This window comes from Sphingomonas sp. BK235 (genome assembly GCF_004345855.1).
GTDB lineage: Bacteria > Pseudomonadota > Alphaproteobacteria > Sphingomonadales > Sphingomonadaceae > Sphingomonas.
Genome location: NZ_SLXN01000006.1, coordinates 88407 through 113069 on the forward strand (window position 1 = coordinate 88407; position 24663 = coordinate 113069).

A 24663-nucleotide genomic window follows, 5' to 3' on the forward strand; every position below is an offset into this window, starting at 1 on the left:
CCTCCCGCGCGTCAGCCGCGCGGCAGCGGCAGCGTGATCGTCGCGCGCAGCCCCGGCGCGGCATCGCCGAGTGTCAGCGTGCCGCCGTGAAGCTTCGCCACCGCCTCGACCAGCGGCAGGCCCAGCCCGTGACCCGGCAGGTGCCGGCTGACGTCGAGCCGCCCGAAGCGCCGCAGCGCCAGCGCGTGCGAGCCGCGCGGGATACCCGGTCCGTCGTCGGCCACCGCGAGCACCGCCGCCGCGTCGTGCTGCGCCAGCGTGACCGTCACGCGCGTTCCCGGCGGCGTATGGTGGAGCGCGTTCTCGACCAGGTTGATCAGCGCCTGGCTCAGCGACGACGGGTCGCCGCGGATCGACAGCGGCGCGAACGGCCCGCCGTCGAGCCGACGCGCACCCTCGGTCGCGGCGGGGGCGAGCGTGTCGCACACCTGCTGCGCCAAGGCCCCGAGGTCGAGCGCGCGGAACCCGGCGCGGCGCTCGCCCGCGCCCATCTCGGCGATGCGCAGGATCGCGCCGAAGACGCCGAGCAGCGCGTCGCACTCCGCCACCGCCGCCGCCAGCTCTGCGTCGCGGTCGCTATCCGAAGGCGTCGCCTCGGCCAGTCGCGCCAGCCGCGCGCGCAGCCGCGCCAGCGGCGTGCGCAGATCGTGCGCGACGTCGCTGCTCACCTCGCGCAACTGGGTCATCAGCGCGGCGATCCGGTCGAGCGCGCGGTTGAACGCCTGCGCCTGCGCGGCGAAGGCGCCGCCGCCCGCGGGAACGGGCACGCGCCGCGCCAGATCGCCGTCGATGATCGCGGCGGCGGTGGCGCGCACCTCGCCGATGCGCTGCCGCACGATCAGCCCGAAGCTCAGCGTGCCCGCCAGCACCACCGTCAGCAGCGCGCCGAAGCCGAGCAGGTAGAGCCGCCACCGCGTCGCGGCATAGCCGTCGATCGGCTCGGTCTCCGCGACGGTGATCAGCCGCAGCCCGCCCCCGGCGTCGCGCGTCTGCGCGCGCCCGGCGCTCAGCCCCGGGATGCCGTCGCGCGCGCGCAGCGTCGTGTCGCCGAGCGGCAGCACGCGCCCGATCACGACGTTGCCGCCGAGCCGATGCCCGCGCGCATCCTCCAGCTCGAAGCCGATGTCGCCCGTGTCGCGACGCGCCGCGAAGCCGTGGATGCGGCGCAGGATCGCGCGCGCGTCGCCCGGCGTGACCTCGCTGAGCATCGCGTCGGCGACCTGCTCGATCCGCCGATCGACCGCGCTCACCAGCGCGGCCTGCGCCGCGCGGTCGGTGAGGTACACCGCCATCGCGGTCGCCGCGGCGAAGGCGGTGAGGAAGAACAAGGTCAGCGCGCGCAGCGAGCTCATCTCAGCCGCGCAGCATATAGCCGACGCTGCGCCTGGTCAGGATCGGGTCGTCTTCCCCCGCCGCACATAATTTGCGCCGCAGCGCGCGGATCTGCACGTCGACGATGTTGGTGGCGGGTTCGAAATCATAGCCCCAGACGCGCTCGATCAGCATCGCCCGGGTGAGATAATGGCCGGCATGGCGCGCCAGTTCGGCCAGCACGCCGAACTCGAGCTTGGCCAGATCGAGCGCGCGGTCGCCGCGCCAGGCGCGGTGCTGGCCGGGGCTCACCACGATGTCGCCGACCCGGAGCGTGTCCGCGGGCGCGTCGCCCGCCCGCGTCCAGGCGCGCGCGCGCACCAGCGCGCGCAGCCGAGCGTCGATCTCCTCGGGCGGGGTCGGCTTGACGACATAGTCGTCGGCGCCGGCGTCGAGACCGTCGACCTTGTCCGCGCTGCGCCCGAGCGCGGAGAGCATCAGCACCGGCAGCCGCTGCCCGCGATCGCGCGCGCGTCGCACCACCGTGGCGCCGTCCACCAGCGGCAGCATGCAGTCGAGCACCATCGCGTCATAGCCGTCGCGCTCCAGCGCGAGCAGCGCGTCGCGCCCGTCCCGCGCGACCGCCACCTCATGCTCCAGCCGGCGCAGCGAGTCGCGCAGCGCCGCGGCATAATCGGTATCATCCTCGACGATCAGCAGCTTCATCGATCCAATCCCAGCCAAGGCGCGGGCTTATGCCGCAGCGCGTCGCGCGGCGCATCATGAGCGCGACGTTAACCTCGTGGTGAGGCGTGGCGCCTATTCGATCGCGCGATGTCGAGGGTGGTGCGCGTGAGGAAAATGTTGTTGGCGGTGATGGCTGTGGCCGCGGTCGTGCCCGTGCCGCTACAGGCCGAGTTGAACGTGCCGATCGCGGTGCGGGTCGTGTCCTTCCTCCAGCCGCCGCCCAGCGGCACCATGCCCGCCGCGATCGTCTTCTCGCCCGGCAATCCGGCGTCGATCGCGGATGCCGCGGCGATCGAGCGCGCGATCGGCGGAGGCAGCATCGCGGGCAAGGCGGTGCTGCGCCCGCGCCGCGTGCCCGCCACCGCGCTCGAGTCGCTCGCGGGCTATCGCGTCGCCTTCGTCGCGGCGGGGACGCGTGCCGATCAGGACGCGATCGCCGCGGCGGCGTCGCGTGCCTCGGTGGTGACGATCACCTCGGACGAGGCGTGTGTCCAGGCGGCGCGCTGCGTCGTCGGCATCGCCAGCGGCGCGCGCGTGCAGATCACCGTCAACCGCGCCGCGGCGCGCGCGGCCAATGCCCGGTTCGGCTCGGCCTTCCTCATGCTTGTCAAGGAGATATGAGGGTGGCGGCGAGTCGGTTCGGCGTGCTGGCGCTGGGCGCCGCCGTCACCGCCACCCCGGTGGCGGCGCAATCGGTGGATTATTCCGCGCTCTCCGCGATGGTCGGCGAGCCCGTCACCACCAGCGTGACGGGCAAGCCGCAGCGCGCCTCCGAGGTGCCCGCCGCGGCGACGATCATCACCGCGGACGAGATCGCGCGCTCCCCCGCGCGCGACGTGCCCGGCTTGCTCAAGAGCTACGCCGGGGTCGACGTCCATCGCTGGACCGCGGGGCAGAGCGACGTCGCGGTGCGCGGCGGGGTGCAGACCTACAATGCGCGCCTGCTCGTGCTGGTCGACGGGCGCCAGGTCTATCTCGACCATTATGGCATGACCGACTGGAACCTGCTCGGCGTCCAGCTGGAGGACATCCAGCAGATCGAGCTGGTGCGCGGCCCCGCCGCGGCGCTGTTCGGCTTCAACGCGGCGAGCGGCGTCGTCAACATCATCACCAAGCGCGGCGACACCGCCAGCGCGCGCGCCACCGCCGCGGCGGGGGATCACGGCGTCTCGCGGCTCGCGGCGACCGCCACGCTGCCGCTCGGCACGGGTGTGCGCGCCAAGCTGACCGCGGGGCGGCTGCGCGAGGACGAGCGGCGCGTGCCCGCGGGGCTGCTCGCGCCCGCGGTGGGCGATGTCGCCGCCGACCAGGTCTCGGGCGAGCTGAGCGCGCGCGTCGGGGCGGGCGAGGCGGTGCTCGGCGGCGGCTATGCCACCAATCGCCAGGTCGAATTCCTGCCCAGCCAGCTGCTCTCCAACCAGCGCTATCGCAGCGGCACTGTTCACGCTGGGCTGACCCAGGACACCGGCTGGGGCGGCGTGTCGCTCAACAGCTACGTCAACTGGCTGGACGCCGATTATGGCGTCGCGGGCAGCGACGCGCCGCAGGGTGCCAGCTCGCCCTTCGCCAACCGCATCGTCGTCGCCAAGGCGGCGGCGCTGTACCGGCTCGATACCGTCAACACGCTGCGGGTCGGGGGCGAGTATCGCAACAGCCGGCTGCGCGGCACCTCGCAGTTCGCCGAGACGATCGCCTATGACGTCGGCTCGCTCGACGCGATGCTCGACCTGCATCCCAGCGCGCGCGTCGCCTTGAGCGCGGCGGGGCGGGTGGATCGGCTGTGGCTCGGCCAGTCGGGCGCACTGATCCAGCCGGTCCTCGACGATCCCGCCGCGTTCGACCGCGCGCTCACCCGCTTCAGCTTCAACGCCGCTGTCGTGGTACAGGTGGGGGAGAGCGGTCGCGTCCGGCTCAACGGCGGGCGCGGCTATCAACTGCCGTCGCTGGTGAGTTTCGGACTGCGGCTGCCGCTCGCGGTGCCCACGCCGGTGCCGATCGTCGTCACCGGCTCGCCGCGCATGCGCCCGGTCGCCGTGTGGAGCGGCGAGCTGGGCTACACCCAGTCGCTCGGCGGGACGCGGCTGGAGGCGACCGCCTTCTACACCCGCACCCAGGACGCGATCGCCTCGCCGGGCGACGGGCTCGAGCCGCATCTGGAGCTGTTCCTCACCCCCGCGCCGGTGCTGGCCGCCCGCTTCGCCGCGGTGGGCGATTTCGCCACCTATGGCACCGAATGGCAGGCGAGCGGGCGCCTCGCCGCGCTCGACTGGCGCGTCAACTACACCTGGACGCAGACCGACGGCGATCTCGCCGGCATCGTGCCGCCGATCGAATATGCGCTCGCGCCGCGGGTCACCACGCCGCGGCACAAGGCCAATGTCGCGCTCGGCCACGACGCCGGCCGCTGGTATGCCGGCGCGGTGGCGCGCTACACCTCGGCGACGCGGCAGTTCGCTTTCTCCGCCGCGCAGCAGCTGCGGCTGTATCGCGTCGACGCGGCGGTCGCGCTCGACGCGCGCCTCGGCTACCGCCTCACCCCCGCGATCGAGCTGTTCGCCGCGGGCGAGAATCTGACGCTGGCGGACGGGGCGGCGGGCTCACCGATCGCGGCGGACCGGCGCGTGCGCGGCGGCATGCGGCTGAGCTTGTGACATGGTGAGCGTGCTGCGGCGGCTGGCCGATCGCGCCGAGCGGCGCGTGCGGCTGGCGGATCGTCCGATCACCACCAAGGTCGCCGCGACGCCGGTGCTGATGCTGGTGCTGTTCGCGCTGGTGGCGGCGCTCAGCGCGGGCGGGCTGCTGGTGGCGGATCGCAGCGTCAGCCGCATCGTGCAGGGCGACATGCGCGACCTGAGCCAGCTCAACGCGGTCGCGCTGCGCTTCGAGATGGCGGATTCGGAACTCTATCGGCTGCTCGTCGCCAAGGCCGCCGCGCCCGCGACCGACGTGCCCGCGCGCGCCGCGCGGATCGAGCGCGACCTGGAGCGCGTGCGCGCCGAACTGACCGGCTATCGCGCGCGTCACGGGGCGGACCGCGCGGCACTGGACGCGATGATCGCCGCGCTCGACGAATATCGCGCCACCGTCGGCGTCATCACCTCGATGCTCGAGGTGGATTTCGCCAGCAGCGCCGCGATGGTGGCGCCGTTCCGCGACAATGCGCGCCGCGTTGAGCACCGGCTGCGGCGGATGACCGAGGACGGCGTTGCGCGGGCCGATGCGAGCGCCGCGCACGCGGTGACCGCGACGCGCGCCACGCTGCTGGCGATCGTGGTGGTGGCGACCCTGGCGGCGACGCTGGGGCTCGCGATGGCCTATCTGATCAGCCGCTCGACGGTGCGGTCGATCACCAGCATCGCCGCCGCGACCGAGCAGGTGCTCGCGGGCGACCCGCCCGACTTCGCCGCGCTGCGCCGCCGCGACGAACTGGGGCAGATGGTGACCGCGTTGCAGACCTTCGATCGCCAGCGCCGCGAGGCGGCGCGGCTGGAGCAGGAGGCCGCGCGGCTCCACGCCGCGGCGCGCGAGCAGGAGCGTCGCCGCGACGTCGAGGTGGCGGAGGCGACCCGCGTCGCCGAGGCGCACCGTCGCGACACGCTGCGCGCGCTGGCACAGACGTTCGAGGAGCAGGTCGCGGGCGCGATCCGTGAGGCGCAGGCGGCGATGGCGCAGCTGGATCGCAACGCGCTCGACCTCACCGGCTCGGCCGCGGGGGATCGCGCGCTGGCCGACCAGCTCGACACGATCGCGCAGCAGTTCAGCGACGAGATGGCGCAGGCGAGCGAGGCGACGCGCTCGCTGGCCAATGCGTTCGAGGACATCGACCGCGAGGTGGAGCGCACCAGCCACGCCGCGCGCTCGATCAACCGGCACGCGCAGAGCGCGCAGGCCGCGGTGGCGGCGTCGCAGCAGCAGGCCGCGACGGTGGAGCAGATCGTCGACGTGATCGACGCGATCGCGCAGCAGACCAACCTGCTCGCGCTCAACGCCACGATCGAGGCGGCGCGCGCGGGCGCGGCGGGGTCGGGCTTCGCCGTGGTGGCGGCGGAGATCAAGTCGCTGTCGAGCCGGACGGGATCGTCGACCAGCGACGTGCGGCGCACGATCGAGGCGGTGCAGCAGCAGATGGGCACGATGGTGTCGAACACGCAGAGCCTGACCGCGCTGATCGGCGGGATGGACGAGGGCGCGGGGCGGGTGGCGCTGATGTCGCGCGGCCAGGCGCGATCGATCGACCAGCTCAACGCGCGGATCGGCGAGGTACGCGAGCGCACGCACGCCCTGGCGTCGGCGAGCGAGCGGATCGGCACGACGGTGCAGCAGAACCTCGCCTCGGCCGAGCATTTCCGCGACGCGACGCGGTTGCTGGAGCGCACCCTGTCGCTGCTCGCCACCGACGCGCAGCGCTTCACCCAGACGCTGCTCGCGGGATAAGGGAGCGGCGGCGGATCGCTTCCGGCTCCCCACGGCACGGGCGCGACGGCCGAACCGGGTCGACGGGCGTCTGATCCACCCCGGTCAACCGTGCTCCTGCTGCCGCAGGAGCACCCCGCCGGTTCACACGCTAGGCCGGCTCGGCCAGCGTCAGGATCGACACGCCGATCGGCATCGGCACCCGCCCCACCAGATGGCGCTCGACGCGGAAGATCCGCTCGAACAAGGCGTTCAGCGGCGCGGCGGGGGGTGAATCGTCGCTGTCGTCGCGCCCGGTCAGCCGGCCAGCGACGCGCGCCGCGGCGGCCAGCGGGAACAGCAGCGAGTTGAAATAGGTCAGCCCGCGCTCGCGGAGCCCCGCCGCGCGGATCGCGCGCACCAGCGTCGGCTTGGAATAACGGCGATGGTGGTGGTTCACCACGTCGTGCGCGCTCCACATCCACTGGTGCGCGGGCACCGCGATCAGGATCTTGCCGCCGGGCCGGAGGCAGGCGCGCATCGCCGCCAGCGCGGCGACGTCGTCAGCGATATGCTCGACGACGTCGAGCACCGCGATCAGGTCATAGCCGCCGCGCTCGACCCCCGGCAGCTCGGGCAGCGGCGCGGCGCCGACCGGCTTGCCCAGCCGCTCGCTCGCGATCGCGCGCGCGGCGGGGTCGATCTCGATCGCGTCGACCTCGCCGAACTGCGCCAGCATCGGCAGGTTGTGCCCGGTGCCGCAGCCGATCTCGAGGATGCGCGCGCGCGCGGGCAGCCGCGCCTCGCGCGTCAGGAAATCGGCGAGCACGTCGCGGCGCGCGCGATACCACCAGTGGGTCGAATCATGCTCCGCCATGCGGTCGTAGACGCGGCGGTCCATCAGCGATCTGCCTTCATGTTACGCGAATACCCAGTTGCGCTGGAGCCAGAAGGTCAGCAGCGGCACCACCGACACCGCGGGCACCAGCGGCCACCATGTCGGCCCGTGGAAGAAGGGGCCGGTCACCAGCACCCAGGTGAAGCCCTGCTGCAGGAAGAAGCCGAACAATTGCACCAGGAAGAAGCGCCGCGCGGTGCGCGCGCTCCGCGTGCCGTGCCCGCGGAAGCTCACCGCGCCGTGCGCGAAGCGACCGATGAAGGTGACGCTGAGAAACGCGACCACCACCGCCAGATTGGGGTACATCACATAGGTGGCGAGCGGCCAATAGACCGCGGCGTAGAGCAGCGTCATCACGCCCCCGGTCACGCCGAAGCGGACCAGCTGCCAGAAGACCTCGCGCTGCGCCGCGCGGGGGGGCGGCGACGCCGATGAAGGGGAGTGAGACGCTGCCAAAACCTTGCCCTTTGCGCCGCCGCGGCTAGACGCGGCTGCGGCTCTATCGCGCTCGCGGGCCGGAAGGAAGCGTTTTGGGAACGACAAGGCTGCACGCCCGACGGGACAGGCTGGGCGCGGCGCGCGACGCGATCGCGCGCGCGGGCGGCGTGATCGATCGCGACTGGCTGCGTCTGTCGCTGCTCGTCTGGGTCGGCATCGCCGCCTGGTTCCTGTGGAAGCGCTGGGCCGCGATCCACTGGCTGTCGCTCGGCGACACCGACGACAATATGCGGCTGATGCAGGTGCGCGCGCTGCTCGCCGGCCAGGGCTGGTTCGACCTGCGCGACTATCGCCTCAATCCGCCGGGCGGGTTCGACATCCATTGGTCGCGGTTGGTCGACCTGCCGATCGCGGGGTTGATCCTGCTGCTGCGGCCGCTGGTCGGCGCCGCCGAGGCCGAGCGGCTGGCGTGCGGCATCGCGCCGTTGCTGCCCGCGGCGGTGACGCTGGTGGCGCTGGGGGCGACGCTGCGACGGCTGGTACACCCGCTCGCCTGGCCGCTCGCGCCCGCGCTGTTCCTCGCCACCAACGTGACGCTGGGCATGTTCATGCCCGACCGGATCGACCATCACGGCTGGCAGCTCGCGATGCTGGCGGTGACGGTCGCGGGACTGTGCGACCCGCGCGGCGCGCGCGGCGGCGCGCTGGTCGGCGTCGCCACCGCGGTGTCGATGACGATCGGGCTCGAGATGCTGCCCTATGCCGCGATGTCGGGCGCGATCCTCGCGCTCGCCTGGGTGATCGACCGCGGCGAGCGCGACCGGCTCGCGGTCTATGCGCTGACGCTGGCGGGCGGTGGCGCGCTGGGGTACGCGGGCTTCGCCTCCTACGCCAATCGCGCGCTGCGCTGCGACGCGCTCACCCCGGTGTGGCTGTCGGTGGTGGTGCTCGCGGGCGGGCTGCTGCTGCTGCTCGCGCTGGTGGATCCGAAGCGGCCGGCGGTGCGGCTGGTGCTGGCGCTGGCGGCGGGGGCGGCGGTGGCGGGCTTCTTCGCGCTCGCCTTCCCGCAATGCCTCGGCCGGCCCGAGCAGGTGTCGGACGAACTCTATACCACCTGGCTCGCCAACGTGCGCGAGGCCAAGCCGATCTATCGCCACCCGCTGCGGGTCGCGCTGCCGATCGTGACGCTGCCGATCATCGGGCTGATCGGCGCGCTGCTCGCGACGTGGCGCGCGCGGCGCGCGCCCGCGCTGCGCGGCTGGGCCTGTGTCGCGCTGTTCGGCGCCTTCGCCGCGCTGATGCTGCTGTGGCAGGCGCGTGCCGGACCGGCGGCGCAGCTGCTCGCCATCCCCGGCGCCGCGGCGCTCGCCTGGGCGACGCTGCCGTGGCTGCTCGCGCCGCGCTACTGGCCGGTGAAGGCGTTCGCGGCGGTGGCGGTGTTCGTGCTGGTCTCGGGCAGTTTCGCGCAGCTCGCGATCGACTGGTTCAAGATCGATCGCCCCAGCGCCTATGTCCGCCGCGTCAACAAGGCCACCGGGCGGTGCATGACCATCCCCGCGATGGCGCCGCTCAACCGGCTGCCGCGCCAGACGGTCTTCACCTTCGTCGACCTCGGCCCGCGGCTGATCACGCTGACCCATCACAACGCCATCGCCGGGCCCTATCATCGCAACGGCGACGCGATCCTCGACGTCCACCACGCCTTCAAGGGCGAGCCGGATCGCGCGCGCGCGATCATGAAGCGTCACGGCGCGACGCTGCTGCTGGTGTGCCCCGACATGGCGGAATCGACCAATTACCGCGCCAAGGCGCCGGCCGGCTTCTACGCGCGGCTGGCGCGCGGCGAGCATTTCGCCTGGCTGGTGCCGGTGCCGTTGCGCAAGGGGTCGCCGTTCCGCGCTTTCCGCATCGAGTGAGCGCGGGGCTCAGCCGCCGCGCCGTCGCGCCGCGCTGAGATGGTGGAGCACGATCCCCGAGGTGGTGGCGACGTTGAGCGAGTCGAACCCGTCCGCCATCGGGATCCGCACCGTCGCGGTGCGCGCCATCAGCGCGGCGGCGAGCCCCGGCCCCTCGGCCCCGAGCAACACGGCGCTGCGCGGCGGCGGTACCCAGTCGGCGAGCGCCATCGACCCCGCGGGGCTGAGCGCGACCGGCGCGAAGCCGGCGCGGTCGAGCAGCGCGATCGCGTCAGCGCCCGGCGCGAGCCGCGCCTGCGGCACGTCGAGCGCGGCGCCGACCGAGACCCGGATCGCCTTGCGATAGAAGGGGTCGCAACAATCCGAATCGAGCAGCACCGCGCCGATCCCGAAGGCGGCGGCGTTGCGGAGGATCCCGCCCATATTGTCGTGGTTGGCGATGCCGCACAGCAGCAGCACGTCGCGCGCGGCGGCGCGCGCCGTGGCGAGCAGCGCCGCGGGCTCGGGCATCGGTGCGCGCGCACCGATCGCGAGCACGCCGCGGTGGAGCGGAAAGCCCGCGATCGCGTCGAGCACCGGCTGGCGCGCGACATAGACGGGCACGTCCTCGCCCAGCCGCGACCACAAGGGGCGCAGCGGCTCGGCGCGTTTCTCGGCCAGCAGCAGCGACAGCGGGCGGTGGAGCGGGCTCGTCACCAGCTTCTCCAGCACCACCACGCCCTCGGCGACGAACAGCCCGTCGCGACCGACCAGGTCGCGCTCGCGCACGTCGCGGTAGGGATGAATCCGCGCGTCGGCGGGATCGTCGATCGGGATGAGCGCTGGCACCGCTCCCGCCTAGCGGCTTATCGCGCGAGGTCGAGGCGATTGTCGCCGCGGCGGATCGCCACGGGAGGGAACCGCGGGCGGGTCGCGCGGGTCTGTCTGATCGAACGGGGGGTGCGATGCGGTTGTTCGTCTTCGGTCTGGGCTATGCGGCGCGCGCGATCGCCGAGGCCGCGTCGGTGCCGCTGCTCGCCACCACCCGCGACGGGCGTGACGGCACGATCCGCTTCGACGACGCCGACGCGGTGCGTGCGGGGCTCGCCGCGGCGACCCATGTGCTCTCCTCGATCCCGCCCGATGCCGACGGGGCGGGGGAGGATCCCGTGCTCGCTTCCTATGGCGCGTGGCTCGATCGCGGCTGGCTCGGCTATCTGTCGTCGACCGGGGTCTATGGCGACACCGGCGGCGCCTGGGTCGACGAGCACGCGCCCGCCGACCGCGGCCGCCGCGCCGGGCGCAACCGCGCCGACGCGGCCTGGCTGGCGCGGGGCGCGCGCGTCTTCCGCCTGCCCGGCATCTACGGCCCCGGCCGTTCGCCCCTCGACCGGGTCAGGAGCGGCGAGGCGCGGCGCACGGGCGTGGCGGGCCAGGTGTTCAGCCGCATCCATGTCGACGATCTCGCGCGCGGCGTGGTCGCAGGGTTCGACGCGCCCGCGGGCGCCTACAACCTCGCCGACGACGTCCCGGCGGCGCAGGACGCGGTGCTCGACCATGCCGCGCGGCTGCTGGGCCTGCCCGCGCCGCCGCTCGTGCCGCTCGCCGCGCTCAGCCCGGCGGCGCGCGCCTTTCATGCGGAGAACCGTCGCGTCGCCAATGCCAAGGCGGTGCGCGTGCTCGGTTGGCGCCCGCGCTACCCCGATTATCGCGCCGGCCTGCGTGCGCTCAGCGCCACGACCAGCCCGACCCCCGCCAGCGCCGCACCCGCCGCCGCGAGCGTCGTCCAGCGATAGCCTTCGTACAGCGTCGACAGCAGCATCGCGATCACCGGCACGATTACGCTGTTATACGCCGCCTTGGCCGGGCCGATCGTGCGGATGATGCGGAAATAGAGCGTGAAGGCCAGCGCCGAGGCGAACAGGCCGAGGTACAGCACCCCCGCGACATAGCTGGGCCGCGCGTCGAACACCGGCGCCCCGGTGGTGAGCCACGCCCAGGTCGCGTCCATCGCCGCGCCGACCAGCATCGCGGTGGCGAGCATCGGCGTCATCGGGTAGCGCCGCGCGCGCTCGGTCGCCTGCATCACGTTCGACACCGAGGCGGACAGGATCGCCACCAGCGTCAGCCCGATCCCCTGGATCGTCTCGTGCGCGCCGGTGGGATCGCCGCGGGCCTCGCGCACGAACAGCAGCGCGACTCCCGCCATCGCCACAACCGAGCCGAGCAGAAGCTGCCGCCCCAGACGCTGGCCCAGGAAGACGCGGGCGAACAGCGCGTTGGGTATCAGCAGCAGCGCGAAGGTGACCGCCACCAACCCCGAGGTGATATGCTGTTCGGCGCGATAGACGAAGTTGAAGTTCATCACGAACTGGAGCAGCCCGACCGCGCCCGTGAACATCCAGAAGCCGCGGTCGCGCAGCGGGGCGCCGCGCCACTCGCCGCGCCACGCCGCGACCGCCGCCAGCGTCGCCCCCGCGACGAGGAAGCGGTAGCTGACCGACCAGCTCGGCGGCACGCCGGCACCGGCGAGCTGGTCGCGGATGACGATCCAGGTCGATCCCCAGATCAGCGTGACGATCGCGAAGGGGACGAGCACCGCCGCGCGCGTGCTGTTGGGGCGGGGCAGGTTCATGGGGCGGATGGGCTCGCGAGCGAAGCCCCGCCCCTTGAGGGGAGGGGTTGGGGTGGGGCACTTCCCCGAGCGCGCCGAGCGCGGAAGCGCCCCACCCCCAGCCCCTCCCCTGAAGGGGAGGGGAGAAGTTCACACCTGCTCACAGCGCCGCGATCGCCTCGGCGAGCGGGCGGATGTCCTCGGCACGCTGGTCCCAGCTGATGACCAGTCGCGCCTCGCCCGGCCCCCAATCGTAGAAGTCGAAGCCCAGCGCACGCAGCCGCGCCGCCTCGTCGGGCGAGACGCGCAGGAACACCTCATTGGCCTCCACCGGATGGACCAGCCGATCGCCCGCCGCGGCGGCGAGCAGCGCCGCGCCCGCGTTGCTCGCGCGCGCGCAGTCGCGCCACAGATCGCCGTCGAGCATCGCGAGCAGCTGCGCGGCGAGGTAGCGGCCCTTGCTCAGCAGGTGCCCGGCGCGCTTGCGGCGGAACAGCGTCTCCTCGGCCAGCTCGGGCCGGAAGAAGACGAGCGCCTCGGCGTTCATGCCGCCGTTCTTGACGAAGCCGAAGCTCAGCGCGTCGACCCCGGCGCGCCAGGTGAGATCGGCGGGGGAGGCGCCGGTCGAGACCACCGCATTGGCGAAGCGCGCGCCATCCATGTGGAAGCCGAGCCCGCGCGCCCTGGCGAGCTCGCCGAGCGCGGCGACCTCGTCGGGCACATAGACCCGGCCATATTCGGTGGCGTTGGTGATCGAGAGCGCGTGGGGGCGCTGCTGGTGGACGTCGTAGCGCTGGAGATCCAGCACCGCGGCGGCGGTCGCGGGCGTCAGCTTGGCGCCGGCGCCCTCGGCGAGCAGCAACTTGGCGCCATGGGTGTAGAATTCGGGCGCGCCGCACTCATCGTTCTGGATGTGCGCGTCGCGGTGGCACAATACCGCACCGTGCGGCGGGCACAGCGCGGCGAGCGCGAGGCAATTGGCCGCCGTGCCGCTCGGCACCCACAGCACGCGCAACCGCTCGGTCTCGAACAGCGCGGCGAAGCGCGCGTCGAGCGCCTGGGACCAGCGGTCACCGTCATAAGCGGTGTCGAGCCGGTCGGCCTCGGCGATGGCGCGCAGCACGGCGGGGTGAACGGGGGCGGCATTGTCGGAGAAGAAGCGCATGATCAGCGCCTTCGGTCAGCGGCGCTGGGCGGTCAAGGTGGTGGCGGCGGGCGCGCATGTGGCGCAGCGCTGTATAGGTGAAGGTCATCCGATCCGTGCGGGCGACGGGCACACGCCGCCGCTCGGTTCAATCGGAATCGTTCTTCGCCTCCGCGATCAAATCTTTGATCTCGATATCACTGATATGTCGACCTGTATCGATCAAGCTTCCCGTCGCGGCCGCGCGGAAATTCTCTGTTCTCAGCGCATATTCCGTGCGCGCGAACTTGCCGACGGATCCCACCTCGAGCCCGGCGATAAAGGCTAGTGAGATTAGTTGATCGGTGCTCAGCGGGCGGGCCTCGCGCACGGCGTCGGTGAGATCATCGAGAACCTCCGCTGCGGGGCGCTTCGACAATACGTCGATCGATTCGACCAGATCCTCCATGACTTCATATAATTCGGGCATAAGGGCCTGTCTCGGCTATGGGGAGGAAGGATTGTGATCCGGCGTCGTCGCCTAGTCAATGATCGCCGGCCAGAATACTGTTCGATCAAGTTTATAATATTGTGAGATCGAGAGGAAGGTCGGCAAGCTTCTGCACGCGAGTGACGTGACGGCGCGCCCGGTGACGATCCCGCTTCGGCCTCCTTCGTTCAAGCCAGGATCAACCGCAGCAGGTCGACCGCCTCGTCATTCGGTCGCGCCAGCGCAGCCTCGAGCTCGGCGATCTGCCAGAGGCACCGCGCATGCGGCGAGCCCTTGCCGTGACTGGCGACATCGGCCGCCTCACGGCTCAGCCCGGAGCGTCGCACCGCGTCGTCGTAGAGCCAGTTGGGGATCAGCGGCGACAAGGTCCGGTGCGGTACCGGCCCGGTGAGCAGGGCGCGCGCGATCGTGGCCTCGCGCAGCGCGCGCACCGCGCGCGGCTCGTCCGGGATGAGCTGATAGAGCGCGTCGACGCAGGCGGAGTCGCTGCGGCGCGTCGCGATGCGCATGGAAGCGAGCCGCCAGCGCGCCTCGTCCAGCGCGATCTGCCGGTCGCCGTCGCGCTCGGCGCGGCTGATCGGCACGTTCACCACCGCGGCGCTCTGGCGGTAGAAAAAGTGCAGCTGGCCCTCCCGCGGCAAGCGCGCCGCCGCGTGCCAGGCTTCATCGAGCGCGCGATACAGGCCGGGGTTGCGCTGGATCACCACGGCGGGATCGGCGCGGTCGCCCGTGACGTTGCCCAGCACGCGTTCGATATCGTGGCGCGGCGTCGTGAGACCGTCGCCCCTTGGCGCAATGGACGCATGGACGGCGGCCCACGCGATCAAGGCGAGGAGCGCATAGCTCATACCGAGCCAGCGGATCGTCGGCGACGTGCCCGACCGCAGCAGCCAGATCGCTCGAAGCGGGAAAATCGTGAAAAGCACGGCGTTGAGGATGAACCACCCGACCTCCGCGACCGACGGGGCGCGCATCCGCAGCGCTTTGGCACCCAGACGATGACACCAGCGTGCCGGCCAAGGTCCGTCGTGGCCGCGCCACACCGCTTCCTTCCACCACAGGACCGTCTCGTCGGGGATCGTCTGCAGCGTGGTGGGGTGCTCCTCGAAGAAGCGGTCGAGCAAGCGCTCGACACGGGCGCTCGACAGCAAGGCGACGATCCGCCCCCATCGTCGCGGCGGGCCGCGCCGCAACCGCGCCAGCAGCCTCGCATCGGCCGGCGCGGTAAGTCGCAGCGCGTCCTCGTGGCAACGGTCGGCGGCGCGTTGCAGCACCGCGGCCAATGTGGCGGGCAGGTCGCCGTGCAGGTCGCCGCGCCAGCCGAAGGCGGCGATCGCGAGATCGATCAACGGATCGCTGTGCGGGATGCGATAGGCGATCAGCTCGGCGATCCGCGCCTCGACGAGCGAGCGATGGTCCAGGTTCGCCATCGCGGGATGATCGAGCACACGCGCCCCCTGCGCCGCGATCATCGCGGGTGTGGCCTCGGGCGGGTCGAGCGCGGTCAGCAAGGCACGAAAGGCGGCGACATGATCGAGCCGCAGTGCCCGGTCGGCGTCGCGTTCGTCATGCGGCGGTTCGTCATGCGGCGGTTCGTCATGCGGGGGTTCGTCATACGGGGGTTCGTCATACGGGGGTTCGTCGGGCCGCCCTTCCGCGGCAGACGGAGGGAGCGCGGGGGAGCGCGCCGCCGCCCCGTCGTTATGCTCCTCAGGCCGGTCCGCGCGCTCCTCCTCGCCGACCGGCGCGTCGTCGCGGTCCCGCGCTGCCGCCGCGTCGCGTGCGGCCATGGCCGTGGCCTCGTCGAACGCGGCGCGCAGCGCGAGGAAGGCCGCCGGGTCGCGCTCGGGATCGATCTGCTTCAGCCGCCGCGCATAGCCGCGGCGGATGGCGACCGGGTCCGCCGTCGGTTCGAGGCCCAGCAAGGTCCAGACATCCCCTTTCACGACGGCCGCTCGCGCTCGAGCTGGTCGAGCCGCGCCGAGATCGCCGCATGCGCCTCGGCGATCTCGCGCGGCTCCTGCGTCGCCAGCACCGTCTCGAAATGCGCGATCAGCCCGGCGACGAACTCGCGTTGGTTGCCGAGGAACAGCTCGAAACAACGCTCGGCACGCGCGAGCAGGGCGCGGTGGCGCGCCTCGTCGCGCGGATGCATTTTGAGCGCGGCCAGCGCGGCGCGGCGCGCCGCGAGCTCCGCCGGATCGATCGACTCGTCGTCGGTGAGGACGAGCTGATGCGTCTCGCCCGTGGTGAGCACGGTCACGTCGACCTCGAGCAGACCACTGACGTCATAGCTGAACCGGCAGTCGAGCGCGATCTCGCCCGCGGGGCGCGGCGGGACCGGGATCGAGAGCGACCCGAGCAGCACATTGGCGTCGACCCGGCGCGCCTCGCCCTGATAGATGTCGAACTCGACCTTGGCCTGGTTGGGCGTCATCGTGACGAAGCGGTGGACGCGGCTGGCGGGGAGAACGGTGCCGCGTTCGATCAGCGGCTTGAAGCGCCCGGCGAGGATCTGGCCCTGTGGCCCGCGATCGGCGACGTCGGTGCCGAGCGAGAAGGGGCAGATGTCGGTCAGCCGGATCTCGGCGAGGTCGGCGGCGCGCGCCTTCAGCCCGGCCTGTACCGCGGCACCGAGCGCGATCGCCCGGTCCGGATCGATCACATGGCTGGGGAAGCGACCGAACATCCGGGTGACCGCGCGGCGCACGATCGGCATGCGCGTGGCGCCGCCGACCAGCACGATCTCGCTCATCTCCTCGGCGCGCAGGCGACAGTCGCGCATCGCGCGCAGCACCGGCTCGCGCAGCCGATCGAGCAGCGGGGCGGCCGCCGCCTCCAGGTCGGCGCCGGTCAGCTCGGCCTCGTAGCGTCGGTCCGCCCAGACCAGCGAGAAGGTCGCGCTGTCCGCGTCGCTCAGCGCGATCCGCACGCGCTCGGCTTCGGCGCGCACGGCCTCGTCGAGCCGCGGTGACGCGGGGTCGCTCGGCACGCCGGCGCGCGCGCGCGCGACCACCGCCAGCGCGGCGGTGAAGTCCTCGCCGCCGAGCCGGTTGTCACCGGCCGAGGCGCGCACCTCGATGATGCCGTCGAACACATCGACGATCGAGACGTCGAAGGTGCCACCGCCGAGATCGAAGACGAGGAACGGCTCGCGATCGCTGCGGTCGACGATGCCGTAGGCGAGCGCCGCGGCGGTAGGCTCGTTCACCAGGCGCTCGACGTGCAGGCCCGCGAGCTGCCCGGCGCGGCGGGTCGCCTTGCGCTGGCGGTCGTTGAAATAGGCGGGGACGGTGATGATCGCCCCCGTGACCGGCTCGCCGCAATGACGCTCGGCATCCTCGCGGAGCTGGCGCAGCACCAGCGCGGACAGATCCTCGGGCGTGAAGGCGACGCCGTCGAGCGTCACCTTCTGGCTCGTCCCCATCAGGCGTTTGAAAGTGGTGGCGGTGCGTTCCGGATGGGTGATCTGGCGATCGCGCGCGGCGGCGCCGACCAGCACGCTGGCGTCCTCGGCGAGACTCACCGCGGAAGGGGTGAGCGTCGCGCCCAGCGCGTTGGGGATCAGCTCGGCCCTGCCGTCATGCCAGCGCGCGATCGCGCTGTTGGTGGTGCCCAGGTCGATGCCGACGATCAATGTCCGTCTCCGCGCGCCGAGCCGATCGGCGGACTCACTTTGTAGAGGGACACGCTCCCGCAGCGGCGTTGTGGCCGATCCGCAACAGCGGCATTTTTTTCCAATTTGGCCGGACCCGGCCCTGCCGCGACCCGTTCGATCGTCGAGGCGCCGACGTACCGCGCTTCCTCACAAAGGTATCAAGATGAAGACGTTGCTTCTGGCAGCCGTTGCTGCCGCTTTCCTCCTTCCCGGCGCCGCCCAGGCGCAGGACACCACCAGCGACGGGTCGCGCGCGTTCGGCATCGACCCGTATGTCGGCGTGATGGGCGGCTATGAGGGGTTCGAGAGCGATCCCGGGCACGGCATCCCGTACAACGCGCCGGGCAACCGCCTGAAGGGCGGGCTGGTCGAGGGCGTCGCGGGCGTCAACGTGCCGCTCGGTGCCTTCTTCGTCGGCGTCGAGGGCAATGCCGCCAAGGGGTTCAGCGGTGACATCGACTGGGAATATGGCGTCCACGGCCGCGCCGGCGTGCGCGCGGGCGAGACCGGGCTGGTCTATGGCAAGGTCGGCTATCAGTGGGTCAATTTCGACCGCTACGGCTCGAACAGCGGTGACTATGGCCGCATCTCCTACGGCATCGGCGGCGAGTTCGGCCCCTCGGCGATCGGCCTCGACGGGCTGGTGAAGAAGGAGGGCGTGCGCTTCCGCGCCGAGATCTCAACGCGCGGCGACTTCGAGACCGTGCGCCCGATGGCGGGCGTGATCGCGCACTTCTGAGGTCGGTCGGCCACCCCCCGCGTGCGCTCTGTCGCGCGCGTGGGGTGGTTCACGCGAAGACGCGACGACGCGAAGAAGTTTGTTCGCGCGGAGACGCGGAGGCGCAGAGAGGGCGAGCCTGCCGCGACAGCGGCTCGTTACCTTTGCATACCGGTCGTGACGCGCGAGGCTGGCAACCCCTCTTCGCGTCTTCGCGTCTTCGCGTCTTCGCGTGAACAAAAATGCTGGAGAGCCGCTGACGCGGCGAACGCTGCCGCTCAGCGCCTCCGCGTGCATCTCCACCAAGCCGTCGCGTCAGAACGCGCCCGGTCCGCCGTCCTCTTCGAAGCCGTCGCCGCCGCCTTCGCCGCGGCCCTCGTCGAGGCGCCGCCGCTCGGGCACGCGCTCACGCGGCGCGGGCGGGCGGGGCAGATCGATCCCCATCTCGCGCAGCCGGTCGAGCGCGTCCTCGATCCGCGGCTGCGCGCCGTCGATCGCGCGGCCCATCTCGCTGTCGAGCTCGACCCCCAGCCCCTCGACCATATTGGCCGCGTCGCTCGGCGCCGCCATCTCCTCCTCGACCGGCGCGACCGCGACCGGGATGTGCAGCGCCGACATCATGAACTGGCGCCAGATCTGCGCGGGGATGCCACCGCCGTGCAGCCCCGGGTTGGGGGCGCTGTCGTCGCGCCCGACCCATACGCCCACCACCAGGTCGCCCGCGAAGCCGATGAACCAGCCGTCGCGGCCGCTCTGGCTGGTGCCGGTCTTGCCGAAGGCGCTGACCGGCAGGTTGGCGCCGCGCCCGGTGCCGCGGATCGACGAGCCCAGCAACGTGCGCATCTCGTCGCGCACCTTGTCCGACATCGCGGTGTCGCGCCCCGCGATCGCCTCGTACCAGCTCGCGCTGCGCCCGCCCTCGACGCCGCGCGGCACCACCGGATAGCGCCCGCTCGCCACCGCGGCATAAGCGCCGGTGAGTTCCAGCAGCGACACCTCGGAGGTGCCCAGTCCGATCGTCGCCTCGTTGGCGATCGGCGTGGTGATGCCGAGGTCGCGCGCGGCGCGGATCACGTTGCGCACGCCGACCTGCTGCGTCAGCCGCGCCGCCACGACGTTGGACGAGCGCGCGAAGGCGCGCTGCAACGTGATCGGGCCGAGGTAGCGGCCGTCGTCGTTGCGCGGCTTCCACCCGGCGATCTCGACCGGCGTGTCGTCCATCACCGACGCGGGGGTCAGCCCCGATCGCATCGCGGCGAGATAGACGAACAGCTTGAAGGTCGAGCCCGGCTGGCGCTTGGCCTGCACCGCGCGGTTGAACGCGCTGGCGCGATAATCCTTGCCACCCACCATCGCCACGACGGTACCGTCGGGCTTCATCGCCACCAGCGCCGCCTGCATGCCGCGCAGGGAGGCCTGGCGCACGACGCGCTCGGCGGTGCGCTGGAAGCCGCGGTCGAGCGTGGTGCGCACCGTCGCCTCGGTGCCCGACTCGCCCGCCACCTCGCGCGCCGAGGGCAGCACCCAGTCGGCGAAGTAGGTGCCGGTCGGCAGCGTCTCGGGGCGCTCGGCCAGCACGCGCTGCGGCTGCACCCGCGCCGCCTCGTCCTTCGACAGGAAGCCCGCGTCGACCATCGCGCCGACCACCACCGCCTGGCGCGCGCGCGCGCCCTTGAGGTTGCCGGTCGGCGCCAGCCGCGACGGCGCCTTCACCAGCCCGGCCAGCATCGCCGCCTGGCCGGTGTTGAGCTGCATCGGGGTGCGCCCGAAATAATGCTTGGACGCGGCGGTGATGCCGTAGACGTTGTCGCCGAAATAGACGTTGGAGAGATAGCGCGAGAGGATCTCGTCCTTGCTCAGCCACGCCTCCAGCCAGAAGGCGATCATCGCCTCGCGTAGCTTCCTCGCGGCGGTGCGGTCGGAGTCGAGAAAGGCGTTCTTGGCGAGCTGCTGCGTGATCGTCGAGCCGCCCTGGCGCACCCCGCCCGAGCCGAGATTGGCCCAGGCCGCGCGCGCGATGCCGCGCGGGTCGACCCCGAAATGCGAGTAGAAGCGGCGGTCCTCGATCGCGAGGAACGCCTCGCGCACGTGCGCGGGCAGCTTGGCGGCGTCGACCGGCGCGCCGATGATCGCGCCGCGCCGCGCGATCGGCGTGCCGTCCGCGGCGGTGAGCGTGATCGAGGGCGGCGTCGGCGGCTTGAGCGAGCGCGACAGCGGCGCGGTCACCGCCAGCCAGATCACCGCGACCACGAACAGCACGATGAACGCCGCCGCGCCGCGCACCAGCCAGCGCCCCCAGCGCACGCGCCGCCACCACGGCCGCGGCGGCGGCAGCGGATCGGGCCAGCGCTGGCGGGTCTGCTGCCAGAAGCCGCCGTCGTCGCGATGACGGTCGCCGTCCCCCTGCCGATCCTCGCGCGGTGGCGGCGCGGCATCGGCGTCGCGCCACGGATCGAACGACGGAAGCGGCGCGGCGCGCTGCTCCTCGCCGGCGGCGGGCGGGTCGCCGCGCGTGTGATGATAGCGGACGCGGCCGGGTTCGTAGGGGGGGCGCATGCTACGGGGTGTCTTACATTTATATAACAGTTGTCGCAAGCGGCGACCGCGTGCCACAAGGATAGCCGCATGGTGGACGAAGCGAAAGGCGCAGAGGCGCCGCTGGTGGTCGGGATCGGTGGCACGATCGGCGGGGTGTCCTCGACTGAACGCGCGCTGCGCGTCGCGCTCGACGCCGCGCGCGCGGAGGGATTCCGTATCCGACTGTTCGGCGGGGAGGACATGGCGCGGCTGCCGCTCTATGACCCGCGCGCGACAAGCCGCACGCCCGAGGAGCGCGCCTTCGTCGATGCGGTGCGCGACGCCTCGGCGGTGATCATCGCCAGCCCCGGCTATCACGGCAGCATCTCGGGCGTGGTCAAGAACGCGCTCGACCTGCTGGAAGAGACCGCGCGCGACGAGCGCGCCTATCTCGCCGACGTGCCGGTGGGCCTGATCGCCACCGCCTACGGCTGGCAGGCGACGGGATCGACGATCGCGGCGCTGCGCTCGATCGTCCACGCGCTGCGCGGCTGGCCAACCCCCTTCGCCGCCGCGATCAACACCCAGCTCACCAAGTTCGACGATGCCGGCGGGGTGAGCGACCCCGCGGTGCGCGATCAACTGCGGCTGATCGGTCGGCAGGTGGCGCGGTTCGCACCGCTCGCGGGGGCGGTGCCGGCGGTGTGAGCGGCGGCTCGCCCGGCCTTAGACTTCAGTCTTACGACAATACCTTAGCAGAATTTTAGCCGTGCAGCGCGCATCAGGGCGGCCGTGGCCGAACATCCCGCTCGGCCGTCAGCAGGGGCGGCCAGATGGTGGAATGGTTCGGTCGGCACGCGCCGATTCGGTTGAAGTTCAAGGTGCTGACCTTGGTGTATCTGGCGCTGTCGGGCGGGATCGCGGCGCTGGCTGGCTATGGCGTGCTCGCCCCCGGCGCGGCGGATCCGCGCTGGGTGATCGGCGGCGCGCTCGCCGGGGTGGCGGCGATCGTCGGCGTGACGCTCGTGGCGGCGCGGCTGATCTGCACGCCGTATGTCGAGACGGTGGTGCGGATGGAGGGGCTCGCCGCGGGCGACCTCGACAGCCCGGTCCAGCACACCGGCAACCGCGATTGCGTCGGGCGCATGACCAAGGCGATGGCGATCTTCCGCGAGAGCTCGCTCGCCGCGGCCGAGTGCGACACGCAGCGCAAGATGGCGCTGGCGATGGGGGAGGGGCTCGGCCGCCTCGCCGCGGGCGACCTCACCGCGCGGATCGACGCCGAGCTGAGCGGGCCGTTCCTCAAGCTGAAGCATGATTTCAACGACGCGGTCGCCGCGCTCCACGCGACGATGAGCTCGGTCACGCGGGTCGCCGAAGGCATCCACCGCGGCGCGGGCGAGATCAGCTCGGCGTCGGACGATCTGTCGCAGCGCACCGAGCAGCAGGCCGCGAGCCTGGAAGAGACCGCCGCGGCGATGGAGCAGATCACCGCGACGGTGCGCGAGACCGCGGGCGGGGCGGGGCGCGCCAATCAGATCGTCGGCGTGACGCGCGCCGAGGCGGAGGAATCGGGCGCGGTGGTGCGCCGCGCGATCGAGGCGATGGCGGGGATCGAGCGCACCTCGGCGGAGATCTCGGACATCATCGCGGTGATCGACGCGATCGCCTTCCAGACCAATCTGCTCGCGCTCAACGCGGGGGTCGAAGCGGCGCGCGCGGGCGACGCGGGCAAGGGCTTCGCGGTGGTCGCCTCCGAAGTGCGCGCGCTGGCGCAGCGCTCGGCCGACGCCGCCAAGGACGTCAAGCAGCGGATCACCGCCTCGGCCGAGACGGTCGACGCCGGGGTGGCGCTGGTGAGCGAGACCGGTCGCTCGCTCGAGCGGATCATCGGCCGGATCGGCGAGATCAGCGTGCTCGTCTCCGACATCTCGGGCTCGGCCGAGCAGCAGTCGCAGGGGTTGCAGCAGGTCAACACCGCGGTGGGCGAGATGGACGGCGTGACGCAGCGCAACGCCGCCATGGTGGAAGAGGCGACCGCCGCGGCGCGCGCGCTGTCGGGCGAGGCGGACACGCTCGCGGCGGAGATCGCGCGCTTCACGCTGGGCGGCGTGGCCGCCCCCGCGTCGCGCGCGGTGACCCGCCGCGCCGCGGCGCGCGCCACGGTGACGCACGCCGCGCCCGCGGCGGCGCGCCGCGCCGCCCCCGCCCCGCGTCGCGGCGGCGCCGCGGTGGCGGTGGCCGAGGACGATTGGTCGTCCTTTTGACCGGCTGAGCCACCGTCGCGCGGCGGTGGCTCAGGCGAGCACCGGCTCGGCGCGCACCACGCGCGGCAGGATCGAGTCGAGCAGCAGGATCCCCGCCTCGGTGACGCGAAGCCGGTCGCCCTCGAGCACGATCAGCTCCGGCAGCGCCGCGATCGCGCCCGCGTCTACCAGCGCGTCGCGCGGCAGCCCGGTCTCGCGCGCGATCCACGCGAGATCGACCCCCTCCGCCAGCCGCAGTCCCATCAGCAGCGCCTCGCTCGCGCGCAGCGACGGGGCGAGCGGTTCCTCGACGACGATGCCGTGGCGATTGCGCGCCACCGCGCCGAGCCAGTTCTCGGGCTTGCGGTGGCGCTGGGTCGCGCTGGCGAGGCGGCGGCCGTGCGCGCCCGGGCCGATCCCGGCGTAATCGCGATAGCGCCAATAGGCCAGATTGTGGCGGCTCTCCGCGCCGGGCCGGGCGTGGTTCGACACCTCATAGGCGGGCAGGCCCGCGGCGGCGGTGAGCGCGCGCGTCGCCTCGAACAGATCGGCCGCCGCATCGCCGTCCGGGATCTGGAGCCGGCCGGCCGCGGCCTCGGTGGCGAAGCGCGTGCCCGGCTCGATCGTCAGTTGATAGAGCGACAGATGTTCGGTGCCGAAGGCGAGCGCGCGCGTCAGCTCGGCCACCCATGCGTCGAGCCGCTGCGCCGGGCGCGCGTAGATCAGGTCGGTGCTCACCCGCGCGAACCGCGCCTGCGCGACGTCGAGCGCGCCCAGCGCCTCCATCACGTCATGCGCGCGCCCGAGGAAGCGGAGCGCCGCGTCGTCGAGCGCCTGGAGCCCGAGCGAGACGCGGTTGACCCCCGCGGCGGCGAGATCGGCGAAACGCGCGGCCTCGACCGAGGAGGGATTGGCCTCGAGCGTCACTTCCAGGTCGGGGAGGGGCGTCCAGGCGGCGGTGGCGGCGTCGATCACCGCGGCGACCGTGGCGGGGGGCATCAGCGAGGGGGTGCCGCCGCCGAAGAAGATCGAGCCGAGCCGGCGCCCCGGCAGCAGCGCGGCCTCATGCGCGAGGTCGGCGAGCAGCGCGGCGCGCCACGCCGCCTGGTCGACCGACTCGCGGACATGGCTGTTGAAGTCGCAATAGGGGCATTTGGAGACGCAGAACGGCCAATGGACGTAGAGCGCCAGCGCGGAGTCGGTCATGGCGCCGTCGCTATGCCTCGGCGCGCGCGTCTTGGCCAGAAGCCGAGGGGCGGAGAGGCGGAGGGGGTGCCGCCGGCGCGGGGCCTCGGCCGGCTCGGCTCAATAAGGGGCGCAGGCGCGCCGGTGGGCGTGACCCTTGGGGGTGAGCACGAGATGGCCGAGACGCTCGCGTACCCATCCCTCGCGCATCATCCAGCCGACCGCATCGGGGTGCTGAGCGCGCGAGATGATCAGCGTGCTCCCCGCGCTACGCGCGGTCCAGAGGACTTGTTCGAGCTGCTCGGTCAAGGTCTGGCCGAGAACGTCCACATTCATCTCTCACCCCCACGGGCGCGCAGGCACCTTGCCATACCAATCTATCGCAAGATCCCGCTGTTCCGAATCGATTC

At 72.4% G+C, this 24663-nt stretch carries 21 protein-coding genes; 8 read left to right on the forward strand and 13 right to left on the reverse strand.

What is annotated here, in order from left to right; genetic code table 11:
• Positions 1 to 11 precede the first annotated feature (11 nt).
• Together EV292_RS15515 and EV292_RS15520 are read right to left on the reverse strand one after the other, a co-directional pair.
• A complete protein-coding gene (locus tag EV292_RS15515) occupies positions 12 to 1352 on the reverse strand; it encodes a HAMP domain-containing sensor histidine kinase (protein ID WP_132910156.1) in 1341 nt (446 codons plus the stop codon).
• Position 1353: 1 nt separating this feature from the next.
• Entirely contained in the window at positions 1354 to 2037 is a 684-nt protein-coding gene (locus EV292_RS15520; protein ID WP_132910157.1) for a response regulator transcription factor, read from the reverse strand.
• 150 nt (positions 2038 to 2187) lie between these two features.
• On the opposite strand from EV292_RS15520, the gene EV292_RS15525 reads away from it, so the two are divergent.
• Genes EV292_RS15525 through EV292_RS15535 form a run of 3 tightly spaced genes read left to right on the forward strand, consistent with a single transcriptional unit; the run spans position 2188 to position 6492 of the window.
• A complete protein-coding gene (locus EV292_RS15525; protein WP_243693823.1) occupies positions 2188 to 2679 on the forward strand; it encodes a YfiR/HmsC family protein in 492 nt (163 codons plus the stop codon).
• A gap of 2 nt (positions 2680 to 2681) precedes the next feature.
• Positions 2682 to 4709 (forward strand): TonB-dependent receptor, encoded by a 2028-nt coding sequence (locus tag EV292_RS15530; protein WP_165927142.1) that lies wholly within the window; start codon positions 2682 to 2684, stop codon positions 4707 to 4709.
• Between the two features lies 1 nt (position 4710).
• On the forward strand, positions 4711 to 6492 hold the full coding sequence (locus EV292_RS15535) for a methyl-accepting chemotaxis protein (RefSeq protein WP_132910160.1): 1782 nt from the start codon (positions 4711 to 4713) through the stop codon (positions 6490 to 6492).
• Positions 6493 to 6622: 130 nt separating this feature from the next.
• Here the strand turns inward: EV292_RS15535 and EV292_RS15540 are convergent, their stop codons facing one another.
• Together EV292_RS15540 and EV292_RS15545 are read right to left on the reverse strand one after the other, a co-directional pair.
• Positions 6623 to 7351, reverse strand: coding sequence for a class I SAM-dependent methyltransferase (locus EV292_RS15540; protein WP_132910161.1), 729 nt, complete (start codon positions 7349 to 7351; stop codon positions 6623 to 6625).
• Between the two features lie 18 nt (positions 7352 to 7369).
• Positions 7370 to 7804, reverse strand: a complete 435-nt coding sequence (locus tag EV292_RS15545; RefSeq protein ID WP_243693804.1) for a GtrA family protein — start codon at positions 7802 to 7804, stop codon at positions 7370 to 7372.
• Between the two features lie 131 nt (positions 7805 to 7935).
• On the opposite strand from EV292_RS15545, the gene EV292_RS15550 reads away from it, so the two are divergent.
• Positions 7936 to 9702 (forward strand): AcrB/AcrD/AcrF family protein, encoded by a 1767-nt coding sequence (locus EV292_RS15550; RefSeq protein WP_132910381.1) that lies wholly within the window; start codon positions 7936 to 7938, stop codon positions 9700 to 9702.
• Between the two features lie 9 nt (positions 9703 to 9711).
• Here EV292_RS15550 and EV292_RS15555 read toward each other — a convergent pair whose 3' ends face one another.
• Positions 9712 to 10530 carry an RNA methyltransferase gene (locus tag EV292_RS15555; RefSeq protein WP_132910162.1) on the reverse strand — a complete coding sequence of 273 codons (819 nt, stop codon included), beginning with the start codon at positions 10528 to 10530 and terminating at the stop codon, positions 9712 to 9714.
• Between the two features lie 116 nt (positions 10531 to 10646).
• Here EV292_RS15555 and EV292_RS15560 point away from each other — a divergent pair, with 116 nt between their 5' ends.
• A complete protein-coding gene (locus EV292_RS15560; protein WP_132910163.1) occupies positions 10647 to 11477 on the forward strand; it encodes an NAD(P)-dependent oxidoreductase in 831 nt (276 codons plus the stop codon).
• On the opposite strand, the gene EV292_RS15565 is transcribed toward EV292_RS15560, so the two are convergent.
• From EV292_RS15565 to EV292_RS15585, 5 genes are all read right to left on the reverse strand, one after another.
• Positions 11387 to 12316, reverse strand: a complete 930-nt coding sequence (locus tag EV292_RS15565; RefSeq protein ID WP_132910164.1) for an EamA family transporter — start codon at positions 12314 to 12316, stop codon at positions 11387 to 11389. The two genes, EV292_RS15560 and EV292_RS15565, sit on opposite strands and share 91 nt — an antisense overlap.
• Before the next feature lie 139 nt (positions 12317 to 12455).
• Entirely contained in the window at positions 12456 to 13460 is a 1005-nt protein-coding gene (locus EV292_RS15570) for a beta-eliminating lyase-related protein (RefSeq protein WP_132910165.1), read from the reverse strand.
• A gap of 127 nt (positions 13461 to 13587) precedes the next feature.
• Positions 13588 to 13908 carry a hypothetical protein gene (locus tag EV292_RS15575; protein WP_165927143.1) on the reverse strand — a complete coding sequence of 107 codons (321 nt, stop codon included), beginning with the start codon at positions 13906 to 13908 and terminating at the stop codon, positions 13588 to 13590.
• A 188-nt stretch (positions 13909 to 14096) separates the two neighbouring features.
• A complete protein-coding gene (locus tag EV292_RS22710) occupies positions 14097 to 15875 on the reverse strand; it encodes a hypothetical protein (protein ID WP_165927144.1) in 1779 nt (592 codons plus the stop codon).
• The gene (locus EV292_RS15585; protein WP_132910167.1) at positions 15872 to 17566 is read right to left on the reverse strand and encodes a molecular chaperone HscC; all 1695 of its coding nucleotides are present in this window, start codon (positions 17564 to 17566) and stop codon (positions 15872 to 15874) included. Before EV292_RS15585 ends, EV292_RS22710 begins: the two co-directional genes overlap by 4 nt.
• Before the next feature lie 184 nt (positions 17567 to 17750).
• Here EV292_RS15585 and EV292_RS15590 point away from each other — a divergent pair, with 184 nt between their 5' ends.
• Positions 17751 to 18326 carry an opacity protein gene (locus EV292_RS15590; protein ID WP_132910168.1) on the forward strand — a complete coding sequence of 192 codons (576 nt, stop codon included), beginning with the start codon at positions 17751 to 17753 and terminating at the stop codon, positions 18324 to 18326.
• Positions 18327 to 18620: 294 nt separating this feature from the next.
• On the opposite strand, the gene EV292_RS15595 is transcribed toward EV292_RS15590, so the two are convergent.
• Positions 18621 to 20861 (reverse strand): transglycosylase domain-containing protein, encoded by a 2241-nt coding sequence (locus tag EV292_RS15595; RefSeq protein ID WP_132910169.1) that lies wholly within the window; start codon positions 20859 to 20861, stop codon positions 18621 to 18623.
• A 69-nt stretch (positions 20862 to 20930) separates the two neighbouring features.
• Here EV292_RS15595 and EV292_RS15600 point away from each other — a divergent pair, with 69 nt between their 5' ends.
• Together EV292_RS15600 and EV292_RS15605 are read left to right on the forward strand one after the other, a co-directional pair.
• Entirely contained in the window at positions 20931 to 21530 is a 600-nt protein-coding gene (locus EV292_RS15600) for an NAD(P)H-dependent oxidoreductase (protein ID WP_132910170.1), read from the forward strand.
• 125 nt (positions 21531 to 21655) lie between these two features.
• Positions 21656 to 23089, forward strand: coding sequence for a methyl-accepting chemotaxis protein (locus tag EV292_RS15605; protein ID WP_132910171.1), 1434 nt, complete (start codon positions 21656 to 21658; stop codon positions 23087 to 23089).
• A gap of 30 nt (positions 23090 to 23119) precedes the next feature.
• Here the strand turns inward: EV292_RS15605 and hemW are convergent, their stop codons facing one another.
• Positions 23120 to 24274 carry a radical SAM family heme chaperone HemW gene (gene hemW, locus EV292_RS15610; protein ID WP_132910172.1) on the reverse strand — a complete coding sequence of 385 codons (1155 nt, stop codon included), beginning with the start codon at positions 24272 to 24274 and terminating at the stop codon, positions 23120 to 23122.
• Between the two features lie 99 nt (positions 24275 to 24373).
• Entirely contained in the window at positions 24374 to 24589 is a 216-nt protein-coding gene (locus EV292_RS15615) for a hypothetical protein (protein ID WP_132910173.1), read from the reverse strand.
• Positions 24590 to 24663 lie beyond the last annotated feature (74 nt).